A 16,697-nucleotide genomic window follows, 5' to 3' on the forward strand; every position below is an offset into this window, starting at 1 on the left:
CTAACACCTCGTTTAATGGATTTTCAGGCACATGTACCAAGCTGTACGTCAGACCGTCTCCATTCCCTCCAGGTGCGGCGCTTGTTCCGCATCGCTGATCCCCTGAATGTAGCTGCAAAACGCATCTACCGAGCTCAAATGCTCTAGCTCAAAGGAATCAAAATCAATCTCCACATCAAACGCATCCTCCACTTGCAGCATGAAATGAACCAACTGCAACGAATCCAGTCCGGCATCATGAATAATGTCCGAATGTCCATCCAGCTTAGCGACCAGTTCAGGATCTTCCTTGACCGCGCTGATCATTTCAATCACTTGGCTTTGCATAGCAAATTCCTCCTTGTGAATGAGATTCTATTCGTTCCGCCCAACGATGTACTCTGCAAAGCTCCTAGATAAATCCCTTCACTGGAACTTTATTCAATTATACTCCTCCAATGAAGAGACAAGTCAATAGGTTGTTTTGTAAATAAAACTCGCAATATGTAAATTAATGTATGATAACTTCTACAATTTTCGCTGGCTATTTTTTCGCAAAGTCTAATAAAAATTCTCCTCACATCTCTTGCATGAGCGGCAGAATTATTTTACAATACACATGAAAATGTTTTTCTTTATATTCTTCTTATATGTGATACTTATTTTCAATCAAACACTCTACAGCCAAAGGAGCACAGCTCATGACCCCCATTCTTCATACATTAGCCCATAGACTGGAGCAGCTTCCCGTACAGGAGCGCAAGCTGGCGGAATCCATCCTGCAATCCCCGGAAGATGTGCTGCATCTGGGTATTCGGGAGCTGTCAGAGCGTTGTGGTGTGAGTGCGGCGACCGTTACGCGGTTTTGCAAATCACTACATTTTAAAGGCTATCCCGATTTCAAAATGAAGCTGGCCGCCGAGTTGTCCCATTCCAACCGTAATGGTGAAGAATCCTATCAGGATATTGTCGCCGGAAATTCACTTTCCCGAATCGTGCAGGCTATTCAGGCGAACCATACCGCATCCATTGCGGACACGACCCGACTGCTGGATTACGACAAGCTGGAGCAGGCCATTGCATGGCTGTCAGCCACGAGCCGCATTGATCTCTATGGGATGGCGACATCGTCGATTGTGGCACAGGATTTTTACCAGAAGCTCATCCGTATTGGCAAGAACAGTACCGCCTTTGCAGATTCGCATATGCAGATTACCTCTGCCTCCTCGCTCGGAGCAGGAGATGTCGCCTTTGCCGTCTCTTATTCAGGAGAAACCCAGGAGACCATTGCGGCTCTACGTTGTGCAAAGGAACAGGGGGCTAAGACATTATCCCTGACCTCCTTCGGAAACAATACGCTGGCAGGTCTTGCGGATATTGCGCTATTTTCCTCCTCATTGGAGGAAGGAATGCGACGTGGGGATATGGCCTCCCGCATCGCCCAGCTTCATATCATAGACATTCTGTTTACAGGTATGGTGAGCGCAGATTTTGACAAATATATTCCGAGATTGGAAGGTTCATATCAACAAGTGAGCAAGCTCAAAAAACAACCAGGGGGTCACTAAGATGAACATACGCATTTTGAACAGCCGTGAGGACCTGAACGCTACTGCCGCCGCTGTGATCGCCAGCTTGCTGCTATCCAAACCACAGGCCATGCTTGGCCTGGCCACCGGTAGTACGCCGATTGGCATTTACCAACATCTTGCAGATATGTACAGCAAGGGACAGGTCAGTTTTGCACGAGCCTATTCCGTGAATCTTGATGAGTATGTTGGTCTTCCCCCAGAACATCCGCAGAGCTATCGAAGCTTTATGAATGAGCACTTGTTCCAGCATATCGATATTCCGATATCCCATACACGTGTCCCTGACGGGAATGCACTGGATCTGGCAGCAGAATGTGCAGCGCACGAGCAGGCCATTTTGGACCGTGGACCCGTGGATCTGCAATTGCTTGGCATTGGTCATAATGGTCATATTGGCTTTAACGAACCTGGTCACCGCTTGACTGGAGCCACACATGTTGTAGATTTGAAAGAAAGTACGCGCTCGGCGAATGCTCGATTTTTTGGCGATATAGATGCTGTACCCAGGCAAGCAGTGACGATGGGAGTAGGCACGATTCTTAAGGCGAAGCAAATTATACTGGTGGCTTTTGGTGCGGATAAGGCTGATATTATAAAGCAGGCTTTAACTAGACCCGTCACGACTGAGTGTCCGGCTTCACTGCTGCAATGTCACCCCAACGTACTTATCTTACTGGATCAGAAAGCAGGAGGATGGTTCAATTGAAGTCAAATGAAATGAGTGGTAACGTACCCCAGCTACTGTATGGGCAAGTTGTCGTTGGAAATGACATCATTGAAAAAGGGGTTGTCGTCATTGAGGGGCAATCCATTGTATACGCTGGTTCAGAAGAGCATTTACCCGCCGATTGGACAGCGGTAGTCTTGGCAAATCAGGAAGAAACCGCAGTGAAAACCGCAAACATTGTGCGTTTGGAAGGAGGCTATCTGCTGCCAGGCTTTATTGATATTCATGTTCACGGCGGTAACGGTGAGGACTTTATGGACTCTAGTCCAAGGGTGCTGGATACGATCACCTCCTTTCACGGTTCACAAGGAACGACGGCTATGCTGGCTACCACCATGACCGCGCCCAAGGAACAGATTGACCGGGTATTGAGTGAAGTTCACGCATACATGGCACTACCTATGCCCTATGCTCAGTTGGAGGGCGTACATCTGGAAGGGCCGTTCATCAGTCCGAACTGGCCTGGAGCGCAAAACCCAGAACATATCGTGCCACCGAATCTCTCATGGGTGGCAGAATGGGAGCAGCGCTATCCAGGCCTTGTTCGCCAGCTCACGCTTGCGCCCGAACGGGAAGGAGCGCTGGAACTGATTGCATGGCTGCGCAGCCATGGCATTACCGCGGCTCTCGGTCATACAGATGCTACGTATGAAGAGGTTGAACAGGCAACGACGGCGGGGCTGAATCATGCGGTGCATGCATTTAATGCGATGACTCCGCTGCATCATCGCAAGCCGGGAGCCGCCGGAGCCGTACTCGCTGATCCGCGCATTGAAGCAGAAATCATCGCGGACGGCATTCATGTGCATCCCGCCGCCATTTCCCTACTCGCTAGATTAAAGCAGGATCATAATCTCATTCTCATCACAGACGCCATGTCTGCTACTGGTCTGGAAGACGGTCATTATACGCTCGGCGATTTGCCGGTGATCGTGCAGGGCGGTGTAGCGCGACTGGAGGATGGGGTCACTTTGGCAGGAAGCACACTAACGATGATTGAAGGCTTCCGCTATTTGGTTCAACATGTGGGTATAAGTATTCCCGCGGCATCACAAATGGCCAGCCTGAATCCGGCTCGATCCTTGTACATTGCTGATCGTACAGGTTCGCTTGAAGCAGGTAAACAAGCAGACATCCTGTTACTGGATGGAGACTTAAAGCTGCAAGGCGTATGGATTAAAGGATTGCGCAAATAATTCAGTTATAGTTATCATTCCCCAAAACTAAAGAGCTATCCACCAGCGTATTCGCTGAGATGGATAGCTCTTTCTTTGGCATTGCACACACTTATAGGGTTTGAATTAGCGATGATTCATCGGCGCGGGCGTATGATTTTGTGGGCGTGTGGGTGCTGTATTTTCCATTGGACGGTTTGTACCAGCCGCCGGGGTCGGGAATACACGTTCAATCACATCCACCATTTCATTGCTCAAGCCTCTGATCGGATGACCATTTTGCACACTGTGTGTAAAGTCAGTGGCTTGTTTGACAAAATCCGGGTTAGCCGATACATACACCTGTTCAATCGAAGGTGCAAATTGCTTCACTTTATTCGCGATTTGGCTCTTGACTGCATCACTTGGTTCATATGCAGTTCTTGCTCCCTCGATTGTGGTGTTTCCGTTATCTGTGCCATTATTGTTCGCCAAGCCACGCAACATACCATACGAGCCTGTACCCATCGTACCGAATAAACCGTCATCACGACGCGCAGGTGTTCCATTTCCGGTAACTCCATTGTCTGTCATTCCAGGCGTTGTAGTATCCGTAGTACGGTTTCCTCTAGTACCATTAACGCCATTCACACTCGGTACATTACCGTTACGTCCAATACTATTAGCACTTGGAGTACCGTCAACACTTGGAGCACCGACACCTGTTCCGTTGGCTTGGTCTTTCAAGGAAACGGCTACATAGGCATGTCGTTCACCTACCAGCACTGTCGCAGACTTTACATCCGGCATCTCGGATATACGTTTGGACAAATTGCGATCGACTTGCAGATTACGGACTGGATGTCCGGTTCGGTTGGCATTTTCATTCAATGCCATCCCGTCCATACCATTGGACTTTACCCCGTAACGATTCACACCATCCATACCATAACGGTTCACACCATCCATATGAGGTGTGCTTTGCGCGTTATAGCGTGTACTGTTCGTACGAACGTTATGATCGGCATTTCCGCACCCGGTCAAAGCAGCCATACTGGCGAGTAAAGCAGCAGAAATCGTAAAACTAATGACCTTCTTAGTTCCTGGCATGAACTCATCCTCCATACATTATAAAATGTGTGACGAGATTATCATGCGCTATGAGTCATAGGGATATCCTGACTAAAAAATGACTAAAAAAATAAAATTTTAATGTAAATATGAAATACAATTGATGATTTACCACAAGATGGCATGTATAATAAGCTTGAAAAATACTTTATTTTACAAAGGAGGATTTTCAGTTTGAAAAAGATCACCGTTTTGATGCTCATTTTTTTGTTATCAGTTACTCTTGTCCCCGTTGGCGCTTTTGCAGGCTCCACTACACCCCAACCTCCGAAAGATCCCGCCGGAAGCTGGGCAGAAGGTCCACCGCCTAATCACGTTGATCCAGCTAAGCCCGCACTATTGTTCGTACATGGTTTGAACAGTAGCGCTGAAGTCTGGACCAAGAATAATAACGATATGCTTCAGCGTGCACGAGACGCCGGATACCAGACAGCCACCGTTAATCTGTACGATACAACTGGCACATCCCAAGATATGTGGGACAATGGTAAGCTTCTGGCCGACAAAATTAAGGTCATCAGCAATCACTTTGGTAAAAAGCTTATCGTCATCGCCCACAGCAAAGGTGGAGTGGATACTCAAACCGCTCTCGTATATAATGGAGCCGCTCCTTATGTACAACGTGTCATCACCCTCAGCAGTCCTCATCATGGCTCACAACTTGCAGATCTCGCCTACAGTAGCTGGGCCGGATGGCTGGCAGATATCGTCGGGTCACAAAATCCCGGTACCTCCACTTTACAAACATCTTATATGAAGTATTTCCGAACCAAGACCGATGCACTTAGTAATGCAACTACAGTTCCATTCTTCACGTTTGCTGGTGATAACTGGTCTGGCGGCACTGCTTCCTACATACTGGGTGGACTTTACCTCTCCTCCTTTGGTAAGAATGATGGAGTGGTCACAGTCGACAACGCTAAGCTTCCCGGCGGACGTGTAGTTAAAGTCGGATCTTGGGATCATGCCAAGGTTCGCACTGGTTCTTACGTCTTCTCCCTGATCCAACCCTACCTCCAAGCGAACACTCCAGCATTGAATCAGGAAACTGAGGCACTTTCAGCATCTTCCCTGACTGCTTCTGCTTTACAATCCACCTATAGCGAGATCGATAATTCATATTTTATCCGAGGCGGCGATTATAATGGAAAAGCCTCAGAAACCCTCACTGTTGAAAATGGTGTAAAATCCATTGATCTGGACTGGATCAGTGATAAACGTGTGAGTAAACTGGAACTAACCAAGCCTGACGGTACCAGTGAAATTATTAATCTGAAAGCAGGCTATGATGACGATATTTTTGCTGGTGCCTGGCATCATAACGCCATCATTCAAAATCCAAAACCGGGCACCTATAAACTGAACGTCACGGTTCCTGATAATGGAGCGTATCTCCTGATTGCACGTTACCAGGCTGTTCAAGTTCCTGAGCTGAAATACAATTTAAATGCAGTGGGCCCGAAGCTAAATCTGAAATCACAGGATTCCCCGAACAGCGTTACACAAGTTACCTACCAAGTTCAATATTATGGTGATCCGCAGCAAGGAGTCACTTCTGCATCCAAAGGTTTGACGGTACAGCAAAAAAACGTTAACCCTACCGGACAAATTGAGCTATCCAAAGCGGACAAGCCTGGCATCTATTCTGTAACCTATGAAATTAGCGGCACCACAGAGGCCGGATATCCGTACCGCCGCACAGCTGTTCAATCCATTTATATTGATGCTGACGGAAACAAGTATGTTGACTAAATAAATCTACAACCTAAAAAGCCTGCGAACCCCCATTATAGTTGGGGCATTTGCAGGCTTTTCTTCATTACAAAACAGCTTGATAGAGGTAATACTTTGTAAGCCATTCGTTGTGATCAATCCGTTGTCTGATTCCTCAGCTTATGAAGCCAATAGTAGCGGTGTAAATCCATAATAAAATGAAAAAGAACACATGCTAGCATCGAGTATACACTTATCAATACTGTGGCAACTAATTGTTGTGTAGCGAACCCGAGGGAAACATTAGCTATCAGATAACCAGCCCCAGTAAATGTGGTGATAGTTACTACAAGTGTTCTCTTGTTTTTTTCCTTAACTTTTGGTTTCTTCTTATGATTTGAAGGATCTTTGAATTTCGCCAAATTATATTTTATAAAGTAATACAAGGCGACTCCATAAAGGGCAAAAGAACCTATAAAATACCATATAGTATCCAGACCCAACATGCCATAAACAAACTTTTGTGTCATGATCATGAAGCCAATAGAACAAACCAAACCAAATACACCACGGAATAAAATGTAATTCAACTGCAATTTGCGTGGCATGATAACCAGTACAAGGGCCCAAATGTTTATCATAACAATCGGTGGCAACAGTACATAAACGTAAACTGCAATGTATGGATTTCCCACTAAGGGGATAACTAGAAACAGATCTAACAATAATAAAACAAGAATGATGACATTGGAACGAATACTGTTGACTGGGTACATCTTCATACTTTTTTCAAAAGAAGCCCTGTTATCACTCGTAAACATATAAGCCCTCCGTTAAATAAGTAAACCTACGAATAAGGATAGCCAAGGCTATATCCATTGTCCACTTTTTACTGTCTTTAACTCTTGTTGCAGTTCTTCTATAAAATCAGTCACAATGCTTTGGACAGCATCTTCACGGGACATACGAATATATCGACTGGTCTTTTGAATGTCTTCCTCGAACAATTGAAGTATCCTACACATGGCCTCCTGATCTCCACTTCGTACTAATTTTAGCAATTGGACGAACTCAGCATCCGAAATAACTCTTTGAGCATTTTCTTTTTCCATTTATTCACCGCCTGTTGGGATAGCTTTAACTCTTTTGCAATCTGTGCTTCGGTTTTGTCTAGTATGTAAAGGTCAAAGATGATCATTTTTCCGATCTCAGAAGATAGAGAGTTGATAAGCTGTAGTGTGTACATATTAGAGTTTGAAGATTCTGTAAAAGATGGGGAGCTGACGGCTTCGTTTTTTTCCATTACAAATTCATGATTGGTTTGTACCCGAGCACGATACTGGATTCTCCAAGCAATGCGGTACAGCTTCTTTCGATATTGTTCCACCAATGTTAGCTGAGACTTATCCATTGTAAATCACCCTTTCTCTTTGGATTTGACTTTTTCTAAATCCTCATACTATAGGGTAATTTGCAAACCTATTTTACAACCAAAACAGAACATTTGTTCTTATTTATTATACTATTTTTACATGCAGTTGTATATGGTTCTTTTAATTTACCTTCCTTTATATATGGCTAAAAAGGAGGGAATACATTGCAAATGGATGATGCTCTTTCTCTGGTTACCAACGTAGGCTTTCCGGTTGGACTTTGTTTTATTTTGTTGCGGCACATCCTGCACACGATGGAAGAAAAGCTGGATAAGCTGGATCTCTCACTTCATGAGCTGATTCAGGTTATCCAAGATTTAAACGACACGAACAGCTCTTCTTCCAAAAGCAGCAAACCTGACGAATAACGAACACAAAGAAGCTCCAGACGACGATCATCCGCCGTTGGAGCCTCTTTGTGCAGCTAATTTAATTTCTAATAATTATTTTCCAGTCTGAGCTTGGTCGTGGCCATTCTGTTCAGTACGGTTCACGTCAGATACTGACAGACCATAAGCCCAGTTACTTTGTGGCGGCACAACCCATACGGTATCTGGATCATCGTTAAGCGTCCAGCCCTGATAGACCAGCTGGGAATCATCCTTACCCAGCGATATACTCAGCGTAAAGCGGTGAACAGGCTTGCTCAGCTCGGAGGCTTTGCGCAAGGCCTGACTGCTGGCCAGGTTTTTGATTTGCTGCGAGAGGGAAGTCGCCGTGTCATTGGCCACTGACTTTCCGTTCAGTGTCCAAGATGTGGAAGCACTGTCTCCGGTTCCGCTGTTACCGGAGGATTTGAGCATCCATGAAGCATTTTGGCCTTCCCACTCTATTCCGCTCAGCTTGGTATCGTCCCAATCGAACGGCGTTGTATCTATAAAATCATCAGCACCCAGCAACAACCCTGAAAGTGTATCTATAGGTACAGAAGCTATCTCTTTTTTGTCTGATAATACATAAACAGCATCTCCGGAAGGCAACGTTTCACCGAAGGCAAAGGTACGAACGTCGCCCTTCTTGGTCTTAATCTCAATCTGATCATGGGTAGCGCTGATCCCATATTTGGCTACGTCTGTAGGAGAAGATTCCACCACTTCACCCAACTTTACATTTTGAATCGCTGCTAGCCAATTGCCTATTGTATATTGGTTTAGCGGGTAAGTCCGTGGCTTACTCATACTCCATTGACCATCATGTTGTTCAAGTTCCACCGACTTGCCGTCCTTTCCAGTGATCGCGAAAGACGTAATATTCTCTTGCGTAAGCTGAACCAGCTGGCGAGCAGCTGGCGCTTGTTCACGAAAGAAGTTTTGGCTTTTTGCATAGATTATACCCGCTCCCAATACAACTAACAGTAGCACTGTGGGTATCCATTTTCTCATGCTCTTCTTCGCCTCCACCATAATAAGATTCCGATGACCGCGAATAGCAACGGCAATCCGATGACAGATATGGTCAATATCGTTTTTGCTTGTGCAGGAGTCAAGTAAGCTACCTTATAATCCTGCTCCTGACGAGGACGAATGGTGAGCCCATCAGAATGTTCCTGCACATAATTCAGACTGTTCAGCACAAAGTCTCGATTGCCTCCTGTGCTGATCTCAGTGTCGCTTAAAAGGGCAGACGTTCCGAGAATAACGGCTTTGGGCTTACCGTCTTTCCCTTCTACTGCATAACCAAGATTCAGCGGCCCCTGCGGGTCCTTGTCATCCTTCTGCGTTTCGTTGTTCAGCAGCCCCTGGATATTCGTTTCACCATAGCTGGCTGCAGAAGATTTCATCAAAAGCGTCGTCTTCCAATCCTTTGGCTCCCCTGCCTGCAAAGCAATAGACAGTGAAAGAACCGGGTACAGATTGGAAGCCGCCAACTTATCGGTGATCGCATGACTGCCGAAGGTAGGAACCGTCCATAGAGGTCCAAGTGTATTCGTCTGTTCCTGATCCACCACGATGGCATGAGTGTCCTTCACTCCATAATCAGCCGCTAATGCATCAAGGTTTTTCCAATCGGACCCCATGTTCGGGTGAAAGCCTAGTGCCATAAAAAGCTTTCCGCCATCATTCAGATACGTACGAATACTCTTCAGTTCCGTTGCACTGATATCACGTTCTGGTCCGACAATAGCCAATACAGACGCATCTTTGGGCACGCTCCCCGCCTGATTGAGCTGAACTTCCTCTGTTTTCACATTATCTTGTGACAGTGAGCTGCTTAATTCAGTCATTTGGGACAATGGGATTTCCTCATGTCCAGTCAGAAAGACCACTTTCCCTTGACGGGTAGATGATAATCCCAGCAGTCCACTAGTCAGCTTTTCTTCCCCGGTAAATTGGTATGCCCCTTCACCACTCCCCTGAGCTTGCGTAAATAGACTCCCAATATCTATAACCCGCTTCTTCTCCCCTTGCACCAACACAATAGACGCTGAAGTAACACCATATTGCTTGGCCAGTATCGGTTCCTGATTCAGATCGTATTGCTCGACCTTGAGCTTGTTGTTACGCTTGGCGTATTCATTCAGCATATCCGTAACATCCTGGTTCAGCTTCTGATTTTGTGAAGTGGATACGGTAAAAGCAATGAGCCGTACGTCTTCCTTTACACCCTGGATGGTCGTCAACGTTTGGTCAGACAGCGTATACTGCTTGCCTGCCGTCAGATCCAGTTGAAAGCCACCCAACGACCGCAGAAATAACGTCAATAAAATAAAAATCCCTACAGCAGCAATCGATAGTACCACACTATTGGTATGACCCAGCCATTTTTTCATATTCATTACCTCCACCGTTTCCGTTCAACCACTTGGATGCTGAATAGCAAAAAGAGCACCGCCACCGTCACGTAGTACATCACATCGGCTCCATTCAGCAATCCTTTGGTGAAACTGTCAAACCGTGCGGTTAGTGAAAAAGGTTCCAGCCATTGCTGTACCGCCGCAGATGCACCCGTCTGGCCTCCAAACGAATCCAGCATCCAGAACACAAGTAAAATAATAAAACTGACGACCGCCGACATCATCTGATGCTGTGAAAGCGTCGAAGCGAATAAGCCGATCGCCATCATGGCTGCGCCAAGCATAAACAGACCGATCACAGATGTTAATACCAGCGTCCAATCCAGCGACCCATAAAAGGACATCACGACCGGATACGCTAGACTGCATAGCACCAATATGAGCAACATGCCCAGCGACGCCAAAAATTTACCCACGATCATTTCCGTCACACTCACAGGTGAGGTAAGCAGCAGTTCATCCGTACCTTGTCTGAATTCTTCCGCAACCAGCCTCATCGTGAGCAATGGGACGACGAACACCAGCATGGACAAGGTGTCACCGAGTACCAGCCGATAGTCCAGAATGCTAGGCTGATACATAACAAAATTTGTATAAAAAAGTAACCCCGTCAGCAGCATGTACACTGCAAGCGCAAAATAGGTCGTTGGTGTCCACAGATAGGCTTGCAGCTCTTTTTGACAGACCGCGAACAAACGCCTCATGACCGATTACCTCCTGTATCCTTATCTTCTTCAGCCTTATCGTCGCCGGACGCAGCATCTCCATGCTCCACCGTGATAGCTGTAGGGGATGCATTCTCCGAGGAATGTAGGTCTTGTACTGCTGGATCGCTGACCTGACCTTCTTCCGTCTCGCGGGTCGTTAACTGCTGGAAGATATTTTCCAAGCTAAGGCTTTCTTTTTTCATCTCCAAAATCGGAAGCTTCGCATCAGACAGCACATAAAATAGTTCTTCGCGAAAATCCTCACCTGAGTCTCCTGTGAGTAGCAATCCGGTCATATCTGGCTCTGCGGCAGTCAGCTCCGTGTTCGCTGTAGATAGCATGGTAGCCATAGATTCAACCTCTACTTTTCCCCAAGTACGCAGGACATCCAGCACCTGCTCCCGCTTGCCTTTAACCTCCACCTTCACCTTGAATCCATCTTCCATCGAACCGCCGAGCGCGTCAGGGCGCCCATCCATGACCAGTTTCCCCTCATGGATGATGAGAACACGATTACACAAAGCATCCACCTCAGGCAATATATGCGTACTTAGCAATACCGTATGATTTTCGCCAATCTCCTGAATGAGCTGACGAATCTCCAAAATCTGATTGGGGTCCAAACCTGAGGTTGGTTCATCCAGTACCAATAAATCCGGGTTATGAATAATCGCACCTGCCAGTCCCAAGCGCTGTTTATACCCTTTGGACAAACTGCGGACTAATTGTTTTTCCCTCCCATTCAGTCCCAATCGGGACATCATCTCCGAAATACGCAGCTTCTGCTCTCTCGCAGGCACGTCCCGAATACTAGCTACAAACTTTAAATAGGATCTTACGGACATATCCTCATACAAAGGGGGAGTCTCTGGCAGATAACCGATTTTGGAACGGGCCTGTCTGCCCTTATCCTGAATCGGGATACCGTCAATCGTAATTACTCCCTCGTTGGGTTGAAGATACCCTGTAATCATGCGCATCGTCGTCGTTTTACCCGCACCATTCGGCCCCAGAAAACCAACAATTTCACCGCGCTGCATTTCAAAATCCAGCTTATGTACACCCCGGTTGCCCTCATACCACTTGCTCACCTGCTGCACTTTGAGCACATGTTCCACCCTTTCCTTTATCGTAATCTTCTCCCTGCTGCTCCCCTACCCCAAAATGTTGCATGAGTAGCAGGTAGCAGCGATCGGAAGCTCCAAGCCTTCCCGGAGCGGTCTCCCCGCACCTTATGCTACACTTTTAAATTCTAATGATAATCCCCCACATATAACTCCAGCTTAACGTCACTTAAATAGAAGCTTAAAATAATGTGTCTGAAATGTGAACACAAAAATACACATCTGCCCTCGTAAACTTGTACGGTTCGCTAGGATATGGATTCGCATCTACTATCATTACAACGTGTGAAGGGAGTGTATAAAAGCGATGAGTGTATTGTTTACCAATCTAGTTTCTAACGGCGACTTCGAGATCGGATCAACCCTTTTTTGGAGCTCTGTCAATGTGACTGTCACTAACTTATCTGTAAAAAAGACAAACTTTTATAGTGCGATCCTGGCAGCAGGCGCAGTAGATGCATCTCTTTCCCAGGTCGTTTTTGCTGCACCAGGCGAAAGCTATACGTTAAGCCTTTCAGCTGCAAAAATAGGAAGCCTGTCCAGTCCTCAAGTTAACATATTTCTGTATTACTATGACGCAGCCTTTAGCTTCCTTGGCACGGGGCTAACTACCTATTTGAGCGCAGGCACACTGCCAGACGCTGTGAACGGAACATGGCAAAGCCTATATGAAGTAACAGCTCCTGTTCCAGCCAACGCAGCCTATGCCTTTTTGGTTATTAGTAAAAATGCCTTGGCTAACACTGCTGATGTAGCCATTGATGCCGTTGCTCTTGTTAAAGCAAGTGCAACTGGAGCTGTGGGTCCAGCCGGACCTGCCGGGCCTACGGGTGCTACTGGCGCTAGTGGCACTACAGGTGCTACGGGGCCTGCGGGTGCCACAGGCGACACGGGCATTGGCGGACCTGTCGGACCTACTGGCGCCACGGGCGACACGGGCGTTACCGGACCTGTCGGGCCTACTGGCGCTACGGGCGACACTGGTGTTACCGGACCTGTCGGACCTACTGGTGCCACGGGCGACACTGGTGTTACCGGACCTGTCGGACCTACTGGCGCCACAGGTGACACGGGCGTTACCGGACCTGTCGGGCCTACGGGTGCCACGGGTGATACAGGTGCTACAGGACCTGTCGGACCTACTGGCGCCACAGGTGACACTGGCGTTACTGGACCTGTCGGACCTACTGGTGCCACAGGTGACACGGGCGTTACCGGACCTGTCGGGCCTACTGGCGATACCGGGCCTACGGGGCCGACTGGACCGACCGGACCATTTGGCCTTGGATTTACCGGGCCTGTCGGGCCTACGGGTGATACAGGTGCTACCGGACCTGTCGGACCTACTGGCGCCACGGGTGACACTGGTGTTACTGGACCTGTCGGACCTACTGGCGCTACGGGTGATACAGGTGTTACCGGACCTGCTGGACCTATCGGGCCTATCGGGCCTATTGGCGACACAGGCGCTACCGGACCTATCGGGCCGACTGGACCTACTGGACCATTCGGCCTTGGATTTACCGGACCTGTCGGGCCGACTGGCGCCACGGGGGACACAGGTGCTACCGGACCTGTCGGACCTACTGGCGCCACGGGCGACACAGGTGCTACCGGACCTGTCGGACCTACTGGCGCCACGGGCGACACTGGTGTTACTGGACCTGTCGGACCTACTGGCGCCACGGGCGACACTGGTGTTACTGGGCCTGTCGGACCTACTGGCGCCACGGGCGACACTGGTGTTACTGGACCTACAGGACCGACTGGACCGATTGGGCCAACAGGAGACACAGGCCCAGAAGGACCGATTGGACCAACTGGACCTACGGGACCGACTGGACCTACGGGGCCTACCGGACTCTAACCTCCTTTTTCTGTCACATCATGTTTAAGCGATGTACCATACCTTATCGACAAAGCCGCACAGCATATTAAGGCTTTGTCATCCATGCCCTGCCGCGATTGCGGCAGGGCTTCTATAACTCAGGCCTCTTTTAAATCCAACTTTATGTTTGACCTGAATCCTTAGATGGTTCCCAAAGGAGTGATGCTCAATTGATCAGTATCAGCCTGTGCATGATCGTCAAAAATGATCAAAATACCATTGGCCGTTGCCTGGAATCGGTCCATCATATTGTGGATGAAATCAACATCGCGGACACAGGTTCACAGGATCAGACCATTGACATATGCCGCAGATTTACAGATCGAATTTTTCCATTTGAATGGGTAGATCATTTTGCCCTTGCACGTAACTATTCGTTTGAGCAAGCTACGAAGGAGTACATTCTCTGGCTTGATGCCGATGATATTTTGAAGGAGCAAGATGCCGTCAAGCTGCTTGAGCTAAAGCATACCCTTGATTCCTCAGCCGTACCAACCGTCGATTCCGTGTCTATGAATTATCATTATGGCTTTGATGATCATGGCAATGTCACCCTACATTTTCGCCGAAACCGCTTGATCAAAAGGTCTGCCGGATTCCGTTGGCACGGAGCCGTGCATGAGTACCTCGCCGTAGACGGAAATATTCAACATGCCGATATCGCCATAACTCACACCAGAACACATACAGTCTCTCCAGGAAGAAATCTGCGAATTTATGAGAAGTTGCTCGCCCAAGGTCATGCCTTCTCTCCTCGTGACCTCTACTATTACGCTAACGAGTTAAGAGATAATGAAAGATATGAACAGGCCGTGCAGGCTTACCGAAATTTTCTGGATACCGGACAATGCTGGGTAGAGGATGCGATTAGTGCATGTAGCAAAATGGCCGACTGTCTGCAACAACTTGGCAAGCTGGAGCAAAGTATTACCGCGGCTCTCCATAGTTTGACCTTCGATACGCCCAGGGCAGATCTATGCTGTCGGATAGGTCATTATTTTTTGCATAAAAACGAGATCTCCAAAGCTATTTATTGGTACGACATGGCTACCACTCTGAATCCTCCCGACACGATGGGCCCGGTACAGGACGCGTACCAAACGTGGTTTCCTCATATCCAGCTATGCATTTGCCATTTTCGGATGAAGGATTACACACGTGCGAATTGGCACAACGAGCAAGCTGCCACGTACATTCCCAACGACCTGCATGTCCTGCATAATCGGCAATTTTTCAGCTCAATCCTGAATCCTCCCCAATAAAGGTGTCCCCCATACCCCCCCTCAATCTTTTAGTAAGTCAAAGGAGGAGCAAGCGGAATGCAACAATCGAATCGGTACAAGATAGCTGTCTATGCCATTAGCAAAAATGAAGCCCGATTCGCCAAACGCTGGATGCACACCATGCGTGAAGCCGATGTTGTCATTGTAGCGGACACCGGCTCTACAGACGATACTGTTTCCCTGCTACGCGAAGCGGGTGCAGAGGTGCATCGCATCCAGGTAAACCCTTGGCGTTTTGACAAGGCTCGTAATGAGTCCCTACGGCTGGTCCCTGACGATATAGATATTTGTGTCTGTACGGATCTGGACGAAGTCTGGGAGGAAGGTTGGCGGTCGCGGCTGGAACGCAACTGGAGGGTAGGAACTACCCGGATGCTATATGCCTTTACACATGGACAGCCTGGGCAAGATACCATTTATACATGGTTCTGGAAAGAAAAAATACACACTCGTCACGGTTACCGCTGGGTACACCCGGTTCACGAGGTGCTTGAATATATCGGGGTGGGTGAAGAACGCAGCATCCGATCAGACCAGCTCCGCTTGTATCATGATCCCGATCCGCACAAGTCCCGCAGCCAATACCTTCCACTGCTAGAGCAGTCTGTGCGCGAGTTTCCCGAGGATGACCGCAACATGCATTACTTGGGGCGGGAATATATGTATCATGGCCGTTGGGACGAGTGCATTGCTACACTGCAACAACATCTTGCCATGCCGCAGGCAAGCTGGGCAGATGAACGCAGCGCTTCGATGCGCTTTATTTCTAGAGCCTATAAAGCAAGTGAACAATGGCAGGAGGCAACACGTTGGTTATACCGGGCTATTGCGGAAGCACCGTATTTACGTGAACCTTACACGGAAATGGCTCAGCTGGCCTATCATACACGGAACTGGTCCGCTGTCTATCATATGGTTGAAGAAGCGTTGCGTATTTCAACACGACCGGATACGTACATGCAAGAGGATTTTTGCTGGGACGCCACACTGTATGATCTTGGTGCCCTCGCTTGCTACGAGTTAGGCCTTTTACACAAAGCTTCTGAATTTGCGAGAGAAGCGACAGAGCACTCCCCGGAAGACCCTCGCCTTAGCCATAATTATGCGCTGATTCAATCCAGGCTTCCATAGAAACCCACACCCCGTCCTGTGGGTTGAATAACTTGGTATAG

At 47.9% G+C, this 16,697-nt stretch carries 17 protein-coding genes; 8 read left to right on the plus strand and 9 right to left on the minus strand.

Annotated elements, in window-relative coordinates; translation table 11 throughout:
- Positions 1–48: 48 nt before the first annotated feature.
- Positions 49–327 (minus strand): acyl carrier protein, encoded by a 279-nt coding sequence (locus KAI37_RS20420; protein ID WP_013311713.1) that lies wholly within the window; start codon positions 325–327, stop codon positions 49–51.
- 353 nt (positions 328–680) lie between these two features.
- Here KAI37_RS20420 and KAI37_RS20425 point away from each other — a divergent pair, with 353 nt between their 5' ends.
- Genes KAI37_RS20425 through nagA form a run of 3 tightly spaced genes read left to right on the plus strand, consistent with a single transcriptional unit; the run spans position 681 to position 3,494 of the window.
- Positions 681–1,547, plus strand: coding sequence for a MurR/RpiR family transcriptional regulator (locus KAI37_RS20425; protein ID WP_071642672.1), 867 nt, complete (start codon positions 681–683; stop codon positions 1,545–1,547).
- 1 nt (position 1,548) lies between these two features.
- Positions 1,549–2,277 (plus strand): glucosamine-6-phosphate deaminase, encoded by a 729-nt coding sequence (nagB, locus tag KAI37_RS20430; protein ID WP_220030107.1) that lies wholly within the window; start codon positions 1,549–1,551, stop codon positions 2,275–2,277.
- Complete coding sequence (gene nagA, locus KAI37_RS20435) at positions 2,274–3,494, plus strand: N-acetylglucosamine-6-phosphate deacetylase (protein ID WP_220030108.1); 1,221 nt, start codon at positions 2,274–2,276, stop codon at positions 3,492–3,494. Before nagB ends, nagA begins: the two co-directional genes overlap by 4 nt.
- A 105-nt stretch (positions 3,495–3,599) precedes the next feature.
- Here nagA and KAI37_RS20440 read toward each other — a convergent pair whose 3' ends face one another.
- Positions 3,600–4,562: a YhcN/YlaJ family sporulation lipoprotein gene (locus tag KAI37_RS20440; RefSeq protein WP_220030109.1), complete on the minus strand. Its 963-nt coding sequence runs from the start codon at positions 4,560–4,562 to the stop codon at positions 3,600–3,602.
- Between the two features lie 195 nt (positions 4,563–4,757).
- On the opposite strand from KAI37_RS20440, the gene KAI37_RS20445 reads away from it, so the two are divergent.
- On the plus strand, positions 4,758–6,335 hold the full coding sequence (locus KAI37_RS20445; protein WP_220030110.1) for an esterase/lipase family protein: 1,578 nt from the start codon (positions 4,758–4,760) through the stop codon (positions 6,333–6,335).
- A gap of 116 nt (positions 6,336–6,451) precedes the next feature.
- Here the strand turns inward: KAI37_RS20445 and KAI37_RS20450 are convergent, their stop codons facing one another.
- From KAI37_RS20450 to KAI37_RS20460, 3 genes are read right to left on the minus strand one after another with little or no spacing between them, the layout of a single operon-like run.
- Complete coding sequence (locus KAI37_RS20450) at positions 6,452–7,117, minus strand: hypothetical protein (RefSeq protein WP_220030111.1); 666 nt, start codon at positions 7,115–7,117, stop codon at positions 6,452–6,454.
- A gap of 48 nt (positions 7,118–7,165) precedes the next feature.
- Positions 7,166–7,408: a helix-turn-helix domain-containing protein gene (locus KAI37_RS26720; protein WP_071642683.1), complete on the minus strand. Its 243-nt coding sequence runs from the start codon at positions 7,406–7,408 to the stop codon at positions 7,166–7,168.
- Complete coding sequence (locus tag KAI37_RS20460; protein WP_220030112.1) at positions 7,351–7,707, minus strand: sigma-70 family RNA polymerase sigma factor; 357 nt, start codon at positions 7,705–7,707, stop codon at positions 7,351–7,353. Before KAI37_RS20460 ends, KAI37_RS26720 begins: the two co-directional genes overlap by 58 nt.
- Positions 7,708–7,893: 186 nt before the next feature.
- On the opposite strand from KAI37_RS20460, the gene KAI37_RS20465 reads away from it, so the two are divergent.
- Complete coding sequence (locus KAI37_RS20465; protein ID WP_220030113.1) at positions 7,894–8,097, plus strand: YvrJ family protein; 204 nt, start codon at positions 7,894–7,896, stop codon at positions 8,095–8,097.
- 75 nt (positions 8,098–8,172) lie between these two features.
- Here KAI37_RS20465 and KAI37_RS20470 read toward each other — a convergent pair whose 3' ends face one another.
- The 4 genes from KAI37_RS20470 to KAI37_RS20485 are packed head-to-tail and all read right to left on the minus strand — an operon-like array spanning position 8,173 to position 12,339.
- On the minus strand, positions 8,173–9,111 hold the full coding sequence (locus KAI37_RS20470) for a DUF4340 domain-containing protein (RefSeq protein ID WP_220030114.1): 939 nt from the start codon (positions 9,109–9,111) through the stop codon (positions 8,173–8,175).
- Positions 9,108–10,499, minus strand: a complete 1,392-nt coding sequence (locus KAI37_RS20475; RefSeq protein WP_220030115.1) for a GldG family protein — start codon at positions 10,497–10,499, stop codon at positions 9,108–9,110. Before KAI37_RS20475 ends, KAI37_RS20470 begins: the two co-directional genes overlap by 4 nt.
- A gap of 5 nt (positions 10,500–10,504) precedes the next feature.
- The gene (locus KAI37_RS20480) at positions 10,505–11,227 is read right to left on the minus strand and encodes an ABC transporter permease (protein ID WP_029518315.1); all 723 of its coding nucleotides are present in this window, start codon (positions 11,225–11,227) and stop codon (positions 10,505–10,507) included.
- Complete coding sequence (locus KAI37_RS20485; protein ID WP_258383006.1) at positions 11,224–12,339, minus strand: ABC transporter ATP-binding protein; 1,116 nt, start codon at positions 12,337–12,339, stop codon at positions 11,224–11,226. The genes KAI37_RS20480 and KAI37_RS20485 overlap by 4 nt, the downstream gene beginning before the upstream one ends.
- Before the next feature lie 322 nt (positions 12,340–12,661).
- On the opposite strand from KAI37_RS20485, the gene KAI37_RS20490 reads away from it, so the two are divergent.
- The 3 genes from KAI37_RS20490 (at position 12,662) to KAI37_RS20500 (ending at position 16,656) form a co-directional block, all read left to right on the plus strand.
- Positions 12,662–14,221, plus strand: coding sequence for an NTTRR-F1 domain (locus tag KAI37_RS20490; protein ID WP_158659123.1), 1,560 nt, complete (start codon positions 12,662–12,664; stop codon positions 14,219–14,221).
- A 191-nt stretch (positions 14,222–14,412) separates the two neighbouring features.
- Positions 14,413–15,504 (plus strand): glycosyltransferase, encoded by a 1,092-nt coding sequence (locus tag KAI37_RS20495; RefSeq protein ID WP_220030117.1) that lies wholly within the window; start codon positions 14,413–14,415, stop codon positions 15,502–15,504.
- 57 nt (positions 15,505–15,561) lie between these two features.
- Positions 15,562–16,656 (plus strand): glycosyltransferase family 2 protein, encoded by a 1,095-nt coding sequence (locus KAI37_RS20500; protein ID WP_220030118.1) that lies wholly within the window; start codon positions 15,562–15,564, stop codon positions 16,654–16,656.
- Positions 16,657–16,697 lie beyond the last annotated feature (41 nt).

It is taken from the genome of Paenibacillus sp. S25 (genome assembly GCF_019454085.1).
In the GTDB taxonomy this organism is placed as follows: Bacteria; Bacillota; Bacilli; order Paenibacillales; family Paenibacillaceae; genus Paenibacillus; species Paenibacillus polymyxa_B.

What these genes read in the sequence shown, in the direction of transcription:
- KAI37_RS20420 (WP_013311713.1), bottom strand. Translation starts at nt 327, where the DNA reads ATGCAAAGCCAAGTGATTGAAATGATCAGCGCGGTCAAGGAAGATCCT.
- KAI37_RS20425 (WP_071642672.1), top strand. Translation starts at nt 681, where the DNA reads ATGACCCCCATTCTTCATACATTAGCCCATAGACTGGAGCAGCTTCCC.
- nagB (WP_220030107.1), top strand. Translation starts at nt 1,549, where the DNA reads ATGAACATACGCATTTTGAACAGCCGTGAGGACCTGAACGCTACTGCC.
- KAI37_RS20440 (WP_220030109.1), bottom strand. Translation starts at nt 4,562, where the DNA reads ATGCCAGGAACTAAGAAGGTCATTAGTTTTACGATTTCTGCTGCTTTA.
- KAI37_RS20450 (WP_220030111.1), bottom strand. Translation starts at nt 7,117, where the DNA reads ATGTTTACGAGTGATAACAGGGCTTCTTTTGAAAAAAGTATGAAGATG.
- KAI37_RS26720 (WP_071642683.1), bottom strand. Translation starts at nt 7,408, where the DNA reads ATGGAAAAAGAAAATGCTCAAAGAGTTATTTCGGATGCTGAGTTCGTC.
- KAI37_RS20460 (WP_220030112.1), bottom strand. Translation starts at nt 7,707, where the DNA reads ATGGATAAGTCTCAGCTAACATTGGTGGAACAATATCGAAAGAAGCTG.
- KAI37_RS20470 (WP_220030114.1), bottom strand. Translation starts at nt 9,111, where the DNA reads ATGAGAAAATGGATACCCACAGTGCTACTGTTAGTTGTATTGGGAGCG.
- KAI37_RS20475 (WP_220030115.1), bottom strand. Translation starts at nt 10,499, where the DNA reads ATGAAAAAATGGCTGGGTCATACCAATAGTGTGGTACTATCGATTGCT.
- KAI37_RS20480 (WP_029518315.1), bottom strand. Translation starts at nt 11,227, where the DNA reads ATGAGGCGTTTGTTCGCGGTCTGTCAAAAAGAGCTGCAAGCCTATCTG.
- KAI37_RS20490 (WP_158659123.1), top strand. Translation starts at nt 12,662, where the DNA reads ATGAGTGTATTGTTTACCAATCTAGTTTCTAACGGCGACTTCGAGATC.
- KAI37_RS20500 (WP_220030118.1), top strand. Translation starts at nt 15,562, where the DNA reads ATGCAACAATCGAATCGGTACAAGATAGCTGTCTATGCCATTAGCAAA.